Origin of the sequence: Microbispora sp. H10885 (assembly GCF_014161415.1) — a bacterium.
GTDB lineage: Bacteria > Actinomycetota > Actinomycetes > Streptosporangiales > Streptosporangiaceae > Microbispora > Microbispora triticiradicis.
Window position 1 is genome coordinate 85,698 of sequence record NZ_JABBWY010000006.1, and the last position, 13,579, is coordinate 99,276.

At 72.8% G+C, this 13,579-nt stretch carries 4 protein-coding genes; 2 read left to right on the plus strand and 2 right to left on the minus strand.

Annotation, left to right across the window (positions count from 1 at the left end; genetic code table 11):
* Window position 1: 1 nt before the first annotated feature.
* On the minus strand, window positions 2-9,337 hold the full coding sequence (locus HHX37_RS17160; RefSeq protein ID WP_182886052.1) for a calcium-binding protein: 9,336 nt from the start codon (window positions 9,335-9,337) through the stop codon (window positions 2-4).
* 553 nt (window positions 9,338-9,890) lie between these two features.
* On the opposite strand from HHX37_RS17160, the gene HHX37_RS17165 reads away from it, so the two are divergent.
* Both HHX37_RS17165 and HHX37_RS17170 read left to right on the plus strand, forming a co-directional pair.
* The gene (locus tag HHX37_RS17165) at window positions 9,891-11,153 is read left to right on the plus strand and encodes an MFS transporter (RefSeq protein WP_182886053.1); all 1,263 of its coding nucleotides are present in this window, start codon (window positions 9,891-9,893) and stop codon (window positions 11,151-11,153) included.
* Window positions 11,143-12,150, plus strand: coding sequence for a tetratricopeptide repeat protein (locus HHX37_RS17170; RefSeq protein WP_182886054.1), 1,008 nt, complete (start codon window positions 11,143-11,145; stop codon window positions 12,148-12,150). Before HHX37_RS17165 ends, HHX37_RS17170 begins: the two co-directional genes overlap by 11 nt.
* Window positions 12,151-12,261: 111 nt before the next feature.
* On the opposite strand, the gene HHX37_RS17175 is transcribed toward HHX37_RS17170, so the two are convergent.
* Window positions 12,262-13,308: a DUF6745 domain-containing protein gene (locus tag HHX37_RS17175; RefSeq protein WP_182886055.1), complete on the minus strand. Its 1,047-nt coding sequence runs from the start codon at window positions 13,306-13,308 to the stop codon at window positions 12,262-12,264.
* Between the last annotated feature and the right edge of the window lie 271 nt (window positions 13,309-13,579).

A 13,579-nucleotide genomic window follows, 5' to 3' on the forward strand; every position in this document is an offset into this window, starting at 1 on the left:
ATCAGCTCGCGCAGGCGACGGGCGAGTCGAAGTGCCCCGGTGAGGTGGGATAGGGGGAGCCGTTGTCGTTGGCGGGGATCGCCAGCTCCCGCGCGCCGGACGCGTCGCCCGCGCTCCGGCCCGCGCCCGCGCCCCAGGCCACCTTGGCCAGGAAGTCGCGCATCGCGGGCGAGTGCTGGCGGACGATGTTGTGCCCGCCGTTGGCCGGTCCGCAGTGGGTGTACAGGTTGAACGAGCCGTTCCAGTCGATCATCTTGTCGCCCGGGTTGGGCCCGTTCGCGGTCCGGTCGCCCTGCAGCACGTCCCGGTCCGCGCCGCCGTACTGCCAGTCGACGCCTTGGTGGTGCTGGTCGTCGGCCGGCGAGGCGTTGTCCTTGCCGGTCATCCGGAACCACAGGCACGGGTCGACGACGGTGGTCAGTTCGCCGTCGGGCATGCGGCCGGGGGCGCACTCGTCCGGATAGGAGCCGCGCGGGTTGTAGTCGAGCAGGTCGGCCCCCGCGCCGCCGAACACGTGGTCGACGAAGCGGTCGCCGGTGCCCCGGGCGGCCGGGTCGAAGGCGCCGCCGCCGAGGCAGTCGGCGGTCGCCGCGTCCAGGACGGGGTCGCAGCCCTTGCCGCCCCAGACGACGTCCGCACCGTCGTCGCCGAAGACCTCGTCGCCGCCGCTGTCGCCGTTGATAAGGTCGTCGCCCGCGCCGCCGTGCATGCTGTCACGGCCCGGCCCGCCGCGCATGCGGTCGTCGCCGCCCTTGGCGAATCCGTCGTACGGCATGGCCGCGCTCACCCAGGCGTCGCCGTCCGCGTCGTGCAGCAGGTCGGTACGGCGGTCGTAGGAGCCGGCCGGGAAGCCGTGGTAGGTCTCCTTCGGCGGCGCGTTGAGGCTGACGGTGAAGCCGAGCCGCTGCGCGTCCCCGGCGTCGATGCGCTCGTCGACCACGCCGCCGCGGTCGCCGAGCATGGCGTCCTCGCCCTCGCCGCCGTCCATCTCGTCGTCGCCGAGCTCGCCGAACAGGTCGTCGTCGCCCGCGCCGCCGTCCAGCCGGTCGTCACCGTCCTGCCCCCACAGCCCGTCGTCGTCCGCGTCGCCGTACAGGCGGTCGGCGCCGAAGGAGCCTTCCGGCTCGCACGCCGGCTGGGCCTGCGTGCAGAACCGGGTGGACCCGCCGGGCAGCGCGGGGTCGTGGGTGCGGCTGCGGGTGGCGTCGGCGGGCGCCTGGCCCGCCGCGTAGCGCTCGGTGTAGACGCGCTCGGTGTTCCCGGTCAGGGTGCGGACGAGGGAGCCGTTGTCGCCGAGCAGGACGTCGGCGCCGCCGCCGCCCTCGATCGCGTCGCCCTTGTCGGCCGCGCCCGGCTTGGCCGAGCCGCCGATGAGGTCGTCCTGGCCGGGAGCGGCGTCGTCGCCCTCCAGTTCGGCGGTCCCGCTCGCGACCCCCTTCCAGCCGGGGTCGGCGAGTGGCTCGCCGGCTGTCCGGGTCGACTCCGCCGACAGCGGGAGATCGCCGCGGATCCGGTCGGCGCCACCGCCGCCCTCGATATAGTCGCCCTGGCCGCCGCCGGAGATCTGGTCGTCGCCGTCCTGCCCCCACAGCACGTCCACGCCCGAGCCGCCGGAGACGCGGTCGTCCCCCGAGCCCTCGGCCAGGAGCTTCACCGCCCGCGGGGTCATCGGCGCACCGGCCGAGCCGAGGCGGACCGTCGCCTGTGTGGGAGTGCCCGCCAGTGTCACCGCCGCGTTGTCGCCCGTGACCACGTCGTCGCCGGGGCCGCCGAACAACGCGTCGGCGGCGTCGTCCGCCGCCGCGTGCGAGCCGCCCACGATGTCGTCGTCGCCCTGGTCGCCCTCGGCCCAGTCGACGCCGGCGCCGCCCTCCGCGTAGTCGTCGCCCTCCTGGCCGCGCAGCCGGTCGGGGCCGCCCTGGCCGAAGATCGCGTCGTTGCCCGCGCCGCCGTCGGCGACGTCCGCGCCGGAGCCGCCCGCCAGCGGCTCCACCCGGTGAGTGCGCAGCTGGCCGGGTCGTACGGCGACGGAGGTGGCCGCGCCGGACGTGCTCAGGACGGCGTTGTCACCGGCGATCACGTCCGGTCCGTCACCGCCGAGCAGGGTGTCGCCCGCGTCGGGGTGCGGCCCGGAGCCGCCGCCGACGAGTTCGTCCTCACCGGCTTCGCCGAGCACCTGGTCGGCCCCGTTGCCGCCCTCCAGGTGGTCGTCGCCGGCGTCGCCGTGCACCTCGTCGGCCCCGATCCCGCCGAAGGCGGTGTCGGCGTCGGCGCCACCGTGGATCACGTCGGGCCCACCGGCCTCCTCCGGTGTGCCGTCCAGGTCGGACGGGCCGCCGGCGTCGCCGTTGTCGCCGACCAGCCGGTCGGCTCCGGCGTCGCCGTAGAGCGTGTCACCCGCGTCGGCCCGGCCGGCCGTGCGGCTGCCGCCGACGACCAGGTCGTCGCCGAGGCCGCCGAACGCGGTGTCCTCGCCGGCCTCGCCCGCGACCACGTCGTCCTGCGCTCCGCCGTACAGGGTGTCGTCGCCGGCGCCGCCGGTCACCTCGTCGGCTCCGTCGTCGCCGTAGGCGATGTCGTCGCCCGGGCCGCCGCCGACGTCGTCGTCGCCCGCTCCGCCGTACAGGGTGTCGTCGCCCTTCTCACCGCACACGCGGTCCCGGCCGCCACCGGCCTCGACCCGGTCGGCTCCCCCGCCGGCCGAGACGGTCTCCGTGCCGGCGCCGCCGAGGACGAGGTCGCGGCCGTCGCCGTCCGCCTCGGCGTCGGTGCAGGGCTCGTCACGGGCCCTGTCGCCGAAGATCGTGGCGCCGCCGTCGCCGCCCACGATGTGGTCGTCGCCGTCGCCGCCGGCCAGCAGCTTGACCGAGGGCTCCACGCCCGCGGGCAGCGGCAGGTGCCGTACCTGCCGCGCGGGGCCGTACTCGTCGCGGCCCTGCGCCTCGCTCACGTCGGACGGCTCGGCGATCAACCAGTCGTCGCCGGGGCCCCCGAAGATCTCGTCCTTGCCGTGACCGCCCGCGAGGACGTCCTCGCCGCCGCCGCCCAGGATCCGTACGGTCTCGCCGGGACGGGAACGCCCGGCGACCAGGTCGACGGCCCCGCCGCCGTACACCCTGTCGGCGCCCGCGCCGGTGTCGACGTAGTTCGGCCCCGAGTCCGCGGGTCCCGGCGCGTCGGGCCCGAACTCCTCCCGCGGTCCGGTGTAGATCTCGTCGGCGGCGGAACCACCGGTGAGGGTGTCGCCGCCGGGCCCTCCGACCAGCAGGCTCGGCTGGGCGCGGAAGCGCGGCGACGGGTCGGAGGCGGCCAGCGGGCTGTCGGAGGCGACCCCGACGGTGTCGTCTCCTCCGTTGCCGTACAGCCGGTTCTCACCGAGTCCGGCGGCGATCCGGTCGTCGCCGTCACCCGGGGCGTCGGCCGGCGCGCCGGGCGGGCCGTCGGCGTTCCAGTCGGCGACCTCCGCGTTCCCGACCTTCCGGACGGCGGGGGTCAGGCGCCCGTCACCGGCCACCCAGCCGCCCGCGCCGCCCACCGTCAGGTAGTCGTCGCCGGGACCGCCGGCGACGACGACCACCGTCTTGCCCTGCTCGTCGTACCGGTCGCCGCTGGTGATCTGGTCGTCGCCCTTGCCGCCGTCCGCCACGGTGCTGCCGGACCCGGCGAGGATCATGTCGTCGCCGTCGCCGCCGAAGGCGACGATCTTCCGGTCGAACGGGTACGGCGCTCCGGACGCGTCGGCGTACCCCTGGAAGACCAGTTTGAGGTTTCCCGTGGCGCCGCGGCCGTCGGCCAGCACCCGGTCGAGGCCCGCCGTGTGGTGCTCCTCGCGGACGCCGAGCGCGCTCACCACGAAGCCCTCGTCGCCGGGGAGCTGGCTGACGGTCCACTGCTCGGCGTCGTCGCCCGGCTTGGCGGTGCTGCCTCCCCTGGCGCCGCGCATCGGGCCGATGTGCAGCACCAGCGCTTCGCCGCTGACGGTGGCGAGCTTGGGCGGGGCCTCGTCGCATTTCGGCTTCGCCGAGAAGTCGAGCAGCGTGGCCTCGACGATCGTCCAGTCGAAGCGCTTTTTGAAGATCGAGATGCCGATCTCCACCCACGCCTTCAGGTACACCTTCAGCTTGCCGTCCATGGTGAACAGGCAGAGCGGGTTGCGCAGCAGGATCCCGGAGAACTCGTAGAACCTGAACTTGCCGTCGTTGGTCGGGTCGGCCCAGTTCATCGAGATGCCGAGGGAGATCCCTCCGCTCACTCCGGCCTTGACGAGCAGCACGTCGACCGCCGCCCCGGCCTCGAGGCGGCCGGACAAGGTGATCGCCGGCAGGGGGCGGCCCCGCTCGTCGGCGGTCCTCAGGTACAGGCTGTCGAGGACCTGGAGGTCGGCCTTGCCCTGCTCGATCGCCTTGCGGACGCCGTAGGTGTCGAAGCCCGCCCTGATCCGCGCCTCCACCCCGGCGGTGCCGGAGATGACGACCATGACGGGCGGCGGCGCGTAGACCGGGCCGAAGGACTGGCTGTAGGTGAAGCCCAGACGCAGCGGCCCGGAGTCGTACTCGACCAGTTCGACGTCCCTGCCCATGATCAGGCTGAAGATCGACCGGCCCGCGTTGTCCAGGACCGGGAAGGAGAAGCCGGCCTTCGAGGACTGCCCCATCGGCCCCTGCTCGGCGCCGGCCGTGGCCGTGGCCTTGTCACAGGTTCGTGCGCCCTGGTCGAGCGCCGCCAGGAGGTCCTGCGCCTCGGGGGTCGTGTCCCCGATCAGCGAGTCCGCCACGTCCGGCGAGTTCTGCGTGACGAGCGCCCTGTCGCCGGCCACCGTGAAACCGCCCAGGGGGATGTGCAGCTCGCCCCGGCAGTCGGGCAGGGAGGTGACCAGCTTGGTGATCTCGACCATGCGCTCGACGAACTGCGTCGAGCTGTTCCCGCCCAGGGTGTTGAACTTCTTGGCGATCGTCATCAGGTTCACGTCGCCGCCGCCCGCCGCCCGGCTCAGGTCCGACAGCACCGGGATGGGCGCGTACAGCTGGTCGATCACCGGCCTGACCGGGTCGGTGACCCGCTTCACCTGGGTCACCACCGGGCCGAGGACGCTGCGGAAGAAGTCGCCGGCCTCCAGGTTCACGTTTGTGAAGGCGATGTGCAGGTCGGCAGGGTCGGGGCCGCCGGCCTTGGTGAGGTCCCAGTCGAGGGTGAAGTCGCCGAACAGCCCGGGGAGCATCGGCGAACCGGGCGTCACGGTGAAGCGCCAGTCGACGGCGGTCTTGGCCTTCAGCGAGGTCTCGACCAGGTCCCCGGCGTCGGCCAGCTGCCCGAGGCCGATCTTGCCGACCGGCTTGAGCCCGACGGTGAAGGTGCCGGCGAACAGGTCCGCAGACCGCGGCGTGCGGTTCTTCAGGGTGACGTCGAGGATGGCCAGCTTGGCGTTGATCTCCTCGGGCAGCGCGATGTTCACGCCGATGCCCGCCTGCGGCCGATTGTCCTGGCCGGCGTCGATGTAGAAGCCGTTGGTCCGGTCCAGCCCGATCGTGGCCTTCACGTGCCAGCCGAGCCTGGCCTGCACGCCCTTGCCCGGGCCCTGGCGCAGCGCGAGACCGGGGATGCCGATGTTCAGCCGCCGTTCCAGGCTCGCGCAGCCCTCGACACAGCCCTGCTGGGGGTCCACGGTGCCCTTGCCGATGTCGACCGTGAATGTGACCCCGGTCAGCTCGGAGCCCTTCGCCGCGTCGCACGCCGTCGGCTCCGGCGCCTGCACACAGGTGATCAGCGGCTGCACGCCGGGGCCGACCTTGGGGGCCAGCTCGGCGTTGTACCACTCACGCAGGTCCTTGCCGGTCGGCACCCGGCCGCCGTTCGGCAGCTTGGCGATCGCCGCCTTGATCTCCTCACGCTTGGCGCCGACGAAGTCCGCGCCCTGCTGCAGGTCGGCGCCGACCAGAGGCAGCCTGCCGCCGTAGGAAGCCGTGCGCATGCCGGACTCCAGCGCGGTGAGGTACCGGTCGAGGCCGTCGCCCAGGTTGGTCCAGTCCAGTTCCAGCCCGGCGGGCAGCGTGGAGAAGTCGAAGCTGGGGATCTCCAGCCGGTCGATGTCGCCAGGCAGCTTCGCGGTGAGGTCGAACATCTCGGCCAGCGGGGCGACCCTGGGCAGCCGCAGGATGAAGGCGTGCCTGCCGTCCGCGGTGATCGGGCTGCCGTTGAGGTAGGCGGGCAGCACCGCGCACAGCGCCAAGTCGGTCTCGTCGCGCCGGGGGTCGCGGTCGCAGGTGACCGACTCGGTCGTCTCGTTGAGCGACAGGCCGAGCCCGGCGAAGAAGTCGGCCGGCGGCACCGCCTCCTGCGGGTCGCCGTCGTACCGGAGGCTCACGCCGTACGCGAGCCTGGCCTGCAGCGGGTCGTCGCCGGCCTTGCCGACGGAGACGGGCAGCGGGCCGATGTCCGCCTTGACCGTGCCGTCCAGCCGCGCGCTCGCCTCCAGGTCGAGGCCGGAGTCGGTGTCGACGAGCAGGTCCTGGGCGAGGTCGAAGTCGCGCTTGAGCGCGACACGCAGGCCCAGCCGCACCTGCCCGGTGACGGAGGCGTCGAGCGTGCCGGAACCGGAGGCCGCGACCAGGCTGCGCTCCCCGAAGGAGAAGCGCAGCGCCTCGTTCATCGCCGCCTTCTTGTCGTACGCCAGCGACAGCCGCAGCGCGCCGTCGTCGTAGGAGACGCGGACCTGGCCGCCGAGTGCCCTGTTCAGCTCGGCCACCAGCGCCTGCACGGTGTCCGGCGGGGCCGCGGTCAGCCGGTCGATCGCGTCCCTGAGCGGAGAGCGCAGCGCGTACGCGCTCCCCGGCGCGGGAGCGGCCTCGCCGAACTTCGCGGTGAAGGCCAGGGTGTGCTCGGCGCACACCGCCTCGACGGTCATCACGCGGGTGCCGATGACCACGCCGCGCCCGATGTGCGCCTGGGTGAACGTACGCGAGGGATCGGTCACGAAGCCGTGCTCGGTGCCGCAGGCGCCGTCGCCGTACCCGACGCCGGGACCCGAGCCCATCTCCTCGGCGGCGACCAGGTCGGAGATCGACCGGCCGAGGAGCGGCACCCTGGTCGTCATCGCCTTGCCGACCGGGCCGTCGCCCTGGACGTGGTCGAGGTAGCCGGCCAGCGCGCCCAGCGACTTGATCAGCGTGCCGAACAGCGCCTGGGGGTTGTCGGGGTCGAAGGCGAAGCCCTTGACCTTGCCGATCTGGTCGAAGCCGCGGAAGTTCAGCGTGTCCGGCCTGCGGACGTCCGGCATCTCCACGTCGCCGGTCACCCTGCCGCCGAAGAAGTCCGCCATGCCGGGGACGCCCAGGGTCAGCCTGGCCCGGGCGGCGGCGTCCACCTGAGAGGTCAGGACCTCGCCGGGGTTGCCCGCCAGCCGCTCGAACAGCCGTGTCAGCGGCACGTCGCCGATGTCCTTGAGCGCGACCTTCACCACGTCGCCGCCGCTCGCGCCCATCATGGTGAGGTCTCCGGTGACCTGCACGGCCAGGTAGCCGACGACGGCGTTGACGTTGACGGCGCTCCTGACCGACACCTGCGCGCCGAACAGGTCGCGGCCGGTACGCAGCATGACGCGGTCGGCGGACCGGGGAAGCTCGGTCACCACGGTGGAGCTGCCGTCCGGGTTGACGTGCCGGTAGGGGCAGGCCTTCCGCTGCCCGTCCGGCCGGGAGGCGCACGCCTGACCGGTGACCGGGTCACTCAGATCGAGCACGACCGTGGCGGCGGCGTGGTAACCGCGCATGACGCCCGCGACGGCGACGTCCGCGTTGGCCTGGGCGAGGCCCGCGCGGGCCTTGAAGGTGTCGCCGAGGGTGACCTGGCCGATCATGGGATCGGCGGCGGCGATCCGGTAGGCGGTCCCGGCCGCGGGCACCCCGCCGCGCCACCCGTCCCCGGCGAGGGTGACCGTGTCGGCGGTGTTGTCCGCCACCATGCCGCTCGCCGTGCCCGCGGTGACCGTACGGCCGGCGAGCTCACCGGGCGTCCACTTCTGGCCGGTGTGCTTGAGCGTCTTCGCGGTGTAGGCGACGCCGGCGCCCGAGCCGGTGGTGGCCTGTCCGGCCGGGTTGAGCGTCTCGGGTGTGGGGTTGACCGGGCGGTCGACGACGAGCGTGAACGCGATCTTCTTGCCGGCGTCATCGTAGCCCGCGTCGGCGACCTTGATGATCGCTCCGCCGGGCAGGTTCCGCGCCCTGCCGAGCGCGGCGAACATGTCCTGGATCGAGGTGAAGGTGGGCCGGCCGGTGTTCCGGTCGACGTTGCCGGTGACGAACGCGTCGATGGCCTCGGAGACGCGCACCGCGTCGGCCAGGGAGCCGCGCATGAACGGCAGGTCCACATCGCCCTGGTCGCCCCAGCGGGCCCGCTGCACGGCGGTGATAGCGCCGGACAGGTGCGTCAGCCCGTCGAGCAGGTCCTTCGGCGTGAGTGTCTGGAAGCGGCCCAGCCGGTCCAGGTCGGGCCGGCTCACGCTCACCTGCGGCCCGCCCGTCGCGAGGTCGGGCCAGCTCACGCCGACGGTCGCGGTCGCGCCCTCGACCTGGGCGCCGGCGAACGGCTTCGCGGTGACGTGCAGCGCGGCGGTCGCCGAGCCCTTCCTGGTGAAGGCGAAAAGCCCGGACGCCGCTCCGTCCGCTCCCAGCTCGTCCTGGCTCAGCCTGCCGTCGCCGTCGGGGTCCGCGGCGGAGGAGGCGAACGCCGAGGTGAAGGAGAGCGAGGAGGCGGTGGACAGGTCGACGCCGAGGATGCCGAAGGCGGCCGAGGGCGTGGCCCCGGCCGCGAGCCGCCCGTCGGCCTGCACCGTCACCGCGACGTCCCTGCCCAGCCAGGCGGCCTTGGTGGCGGGATCGTAGGCGAAGGGCAGCTTCGCCAACAGCTTCAGGGTGACGTCCACTCCCCCGGAGGTCGTCAGCGAGACCTTGGGCTGGGCGCTGCTGACGGAGATCGGCCTGTCGGCGACCGTCCTGGTCACCTCCAGGGTCAGGTCGAGGCGCCTGACCCCGCCCTGGGTGCTCGCCTTGGCCAGCAGCCGCCCGGCGCGCGGGCCGGAGAGCGGGTACTCGTCCTCCAGATCCTCCAGGCTCGTGAGCCCCTTGAGCTGGTCGTACACCGCCACGTCGAACAGGTCGCCCAGGCCGAGGCCGTCCTCCGCTCCGGGGACGAGCCCGACGAGGGGCAACTGCTCGTTCATCGGGCCCACCGCGCCCAGGCCCCTGCCGAGGGCGGCGAAGCGCTCGACGACCGACAGCAGGGCCGAGGTCTCCGCGTCGGGCTGCGCGGCCGCGGTGGCGGCCTGCGGCACGGCTGTGACCAAGCCCGCCAGCACTCCCAGCGCACACAGGATGCCGACCAATCGCCGCCGTACCACGGGGACCCCCAGGACTTACAGGTGATGTTCCGGGGCTCTGTCTAGCGATGAGGTCTAAAGAACCGGTTGTGGACTCTTGCGGGATCCACCGGGCCGGGCGCCGTGGCTTCGCCGCGCCTTAAGGAAGCCACAAGACAGTCTTGTCATCGTCAAGATTGATCGCCCCGAGCGACCCCCCGCCGGGGCGGACCCTCCGACCCCACAAGGAGTCACGATGTCTCTCCACCACGACGAGACCGTCCTCGAACCCGGCCTCTCCACCAACCACAACGAGACCGTCCTCGAACCCGGCCTCTCCACCAACCACAACGAGACGGTGCTGGCCTGACAACGCCCGACCGGGTCCGGCGAGTAGCCGGGAGCGGTAGCGGGCCTGCCCGTCGAGCGTCCGCCAGGGCACTCGTGACTGCGGAAGGACGAACAGGTGGAGCGGATGCGGTCGCAGGGATTGCTTCCACGTCTGCCCGGTCATGTATGGCTCATCCTCTGCGGCGACGCCGTGTCCGCGGTCGGAGCCGGCCTCACTCTCCCCTTTCTCCTCGTCTACCTGCATGACGTGCGGGGCGTCGAGCTCGGCCCGGCCGGGCTCGTCCTCTCGGCGATCGCGATCGCCGGACTGGTCGGAACCCCTGTAGGCGGGCTGCTCGCGGATCTTCTCGGTCCGCGGCGGCCCGCCGCGGCGGGCCTCGTCCTCGCCGCGGCCGGAACCGCCGGGATGATCGGCGTACGGAGCGCATGGGAGGGCGCGCTGTGGGCCGCGCTCTACGGGTTCGGTGTCGCGATCGCCGAGCCGTGTTTCCAGTCGCTGCTGAGCACCTCGGTTCGCCCGGCCCGCCGCTCGCAGGTGTTCGCGGTGCGGCATGCCCTGCTGAACGTCGGGCTCAGCGCCGGCAGCCTGCTCGCCGCCTTCCTGGTGGACCTCTCCTCGGCGCGGACCTTCGTCACGATATACGTGGCCGACGCGGGCACCTTCCTCACGTTCGCCGTGCTGATCGCCGGAACACCGGGCCGTGGTCGCGCCGCCCCCGGACACGGCGCTCGCCGGGACCGGGGAGCCCGCGCGCGCGATTCCCCGACGGGCGGCGCTCGCGGCGGATACCGGACGATACTCGCCGACCGGCTGCTGCTGCGGATCTGCCTGCTGGTCGCCGTGGTCTTCGTCTGCGGCTACGGCCAGTACTACAGCGCCTACCCGGTCTTCGCCATCCGAAGCGGCGGCCTCGACGCCGCCGCGCTGCAGCTCACCTTCCTGGCCAACACCTGCACGGTCGTTCTCACCCAGCTGTTCGTCCTGCGCCTCGTGACCGGCCGTCGCCGTACCCGCGCGTTCGCCCTGTCGGCCGCGCTCATGGCCCTCGCCTGGCTCACCGTGGTGGGCGCCGCGCATCTCGGCGGCGGCCCGGCCGCCGTCGCGGTGTTCACGGCCGCGATGGTCCTGTTCGCCGCCGGTGAGACGCTCATGGCCCCGAGCGTCCCGGCGATCGTGAACGACCTGGCGTCCGACGACAACCGTGGCAGGTACAACGGGGCCTACAGCTTCGCGCAGACGCTGGGCTACATCGTCGGGCCGGCGGTGGCCGGCGCGATGGTCGGCTCCGGGCGCGGATCCCTGCTCTTCCTGGCCCTGGCCCTGGCGCTCGGCCTCGTGGCCCTGCAGGCGACCAGGCTCGACCGCCTCCTCGCCCCCGCGGCGAACGTCATCGGCGCCGGCCAGGCCGACGCCGCCGACACCGACGCCGAACACGCGGGCCATGGCGCCTGATCCCCGGGGACACAGTGCCATCCCGGGCGCCACCCCGTTCGACACCGGCGGCGACACCGGCGGCGACACCGCGCCGGAGGCCCTGCTGTCGGCGGCCGGGCGGTACCGCCGGCTCGGACGGCTGGACGAAGCCGAACGCACCCTGGAACGGGCCGTTGAGATCACCCGAGACAGCGAACCGTCCCAGGACGCCCATCTGCGTGCACTCGACGCCCTCGCCGAGCTGCTCCGCTTTCGGGGAAGGTACCGGCGATCGGACGAGATCCTGCGGAGCGCGCTCAGCCTCGCCGAGGAGACGCCGGGAGCGGGCTCTCTCGCGGTCGCGCGGATCTGCAACAGCCTGGGCGTGCTCCACAAGTACACGGGGCGGTTCGAGGAGTCCGAGTCCTTCTATTCACGGGCTCTCGCGATACTCGAAGCAGACCTTGGCGATGAGCACCCGTTCACGGCCACCCTTCACCACAATCTCGGCGGGCTGAACCATGCCCGCGGGACCCACGCTCAGGGGGAGCCGTTCGCCCGCCGCTCCGTGGAGATCCGGCGGCGCACTCACGGTCCCGCGGACCCGGAACTGGCCGCCGACAAGGCCGCGCTGGCGGCGATCGTCCACGCGCTCGGCGACCTCGACGAGGCCGAGCGCCTGCTGGTGGAGGCACTCGCCGTGTTCGAGACGCGGCTGGGCCAGGACGACTACGAAGTGGCCTCCTGCCTGAACAACCTCGCCTCGATCCACTATTCGCGAGGCGGGTTCGAGGCGGCCGAGGCCGGCTTCCGCAAGGTCCTCGCGATCAAGGAAGGGTGCCTGGGCCCGGCCCATCCGGAGCTCGCGGTCGCGCTCAACAATCTCGCGATGACCCTCTGGAAACGCGGTCGGCCAGAGGCCGCCGTACCGGTGTTCGAGCGTGCGATCGTCTTGCTGAACACCGAGGTCGACCGGGACCAGCCGGTCAGGCTGGCCTGCCTCCGCAATCTCCAGACGTGCCGGAGCTCCATGTGAGAGCCGCGTCGACGACGTCCGCCTTCGCAGGGTGCCGCACGCCTTCTCGACCCAGGCCTTCTTGATGCGGAGCACCTCGACGCGGCCGCACGAGCCGGTGGCGGTCGCCGTTCACAGCACCAGATACACGCTCCGCGCCTGCGCATCGGTGGTCACCAGGACCCGGAGCGGTTCATCGAAGATGTCTTCCGGAAGGTCGTACAGGGCCAGTTTCGAGCCGGGGTCGCGCGGGTCCTCGATCTCGGCGACGAGGGGTATCCCCACCTCCGCGATGTAGCGCTCCCAGCCGAAGGACTCGATCGCGCATCGGCGTATTTCCGGGTCGTCCTCTGCCCTGATCGCCTCCGGCGTCGGATCCGTGATGACCCACTCGGGCACCGGGGTGCCGTGCCACGCGTGGAGCGCGTACCCGTCCGGCCAGGACAGGGCGGGACCGGTCGCGGAGTGAAGCCGCTCCAGCTCGTCCCGGAGGAGGACCCCGGGCCGGTCGGACAGGATGACGCCGTCCCTCGACGGGATCCACCAGCCGACGCGGCGGGTGACGTCGGAGAGCGCCTCAAGCCCTTCGTCCGGTCGCCCCCGCGCGATCCGGAAGGCACAGGTGTAGAGCGCCATCCGGTACGCGTCCCGCCAGACGTCCTGCACCCCGCCGAGTTGACCGCCCAGCAGGGACGGAAGCTGATCGCTGAGCCGGCTCAGGACATGACCGCGCAGCCGCACCCCGAACCGGTCCCACAGGGGTTCCCTGATCCGGGACCCGATCTGCGACCTGAGCTCGTCCCACAGCTCGGGCCCGAGCGCGTCGTGAAGCCGGCTCACCAGCCGGTCCTCCAGTTCTCTCCACGGGTTGCTCTCATACCGGCGCCGCAGTTCACGGCCGAGTCTGGACACGAGCTCGGGTGAGAACGCGTCCGTAGACCCTGACCGTTCGGAAGTACCGTCTTCGAGGCAGGCCCGCAGGCACCCGACCGGGGAGTCGGCCCACACGACACTGCGCGGCGGCTCCAGCCGCATGGCGGTGTACGCCTCCCGCACGGCCCGCTCCGCCGCGCTCCGGTCGGCCGGTCGCGTGGAAAGGGCGCTCTCCGCCCACTCGTCGCGGACGTCGGCGACAAGGGCCTCGTGTTCCACGGTGAAGACGCCTGTGAACGGTGACACCTGAGCATCCATCCGATCTCCAATGAGGGCGCGATCCAGCGCTCCACGTCCGTGCCGCGCAGCTGCGGAAACCCCGCCAACGCTCGGACCCACGGTCGCCCGGGACTCTGATGAGACACTCGGCCGCCCCTGCCCCGGCCCTTGAGGAAACCCGATCCGGGCACGGGCGTACGGCACCGGCTCCGCCCGGCCGGGGCCTCGTCCGGGAACTCTCCGGCCTACGCCGGGACCGGCCGCCTGTCGCTCACGCGGGCCAGGGAGACGACATCGG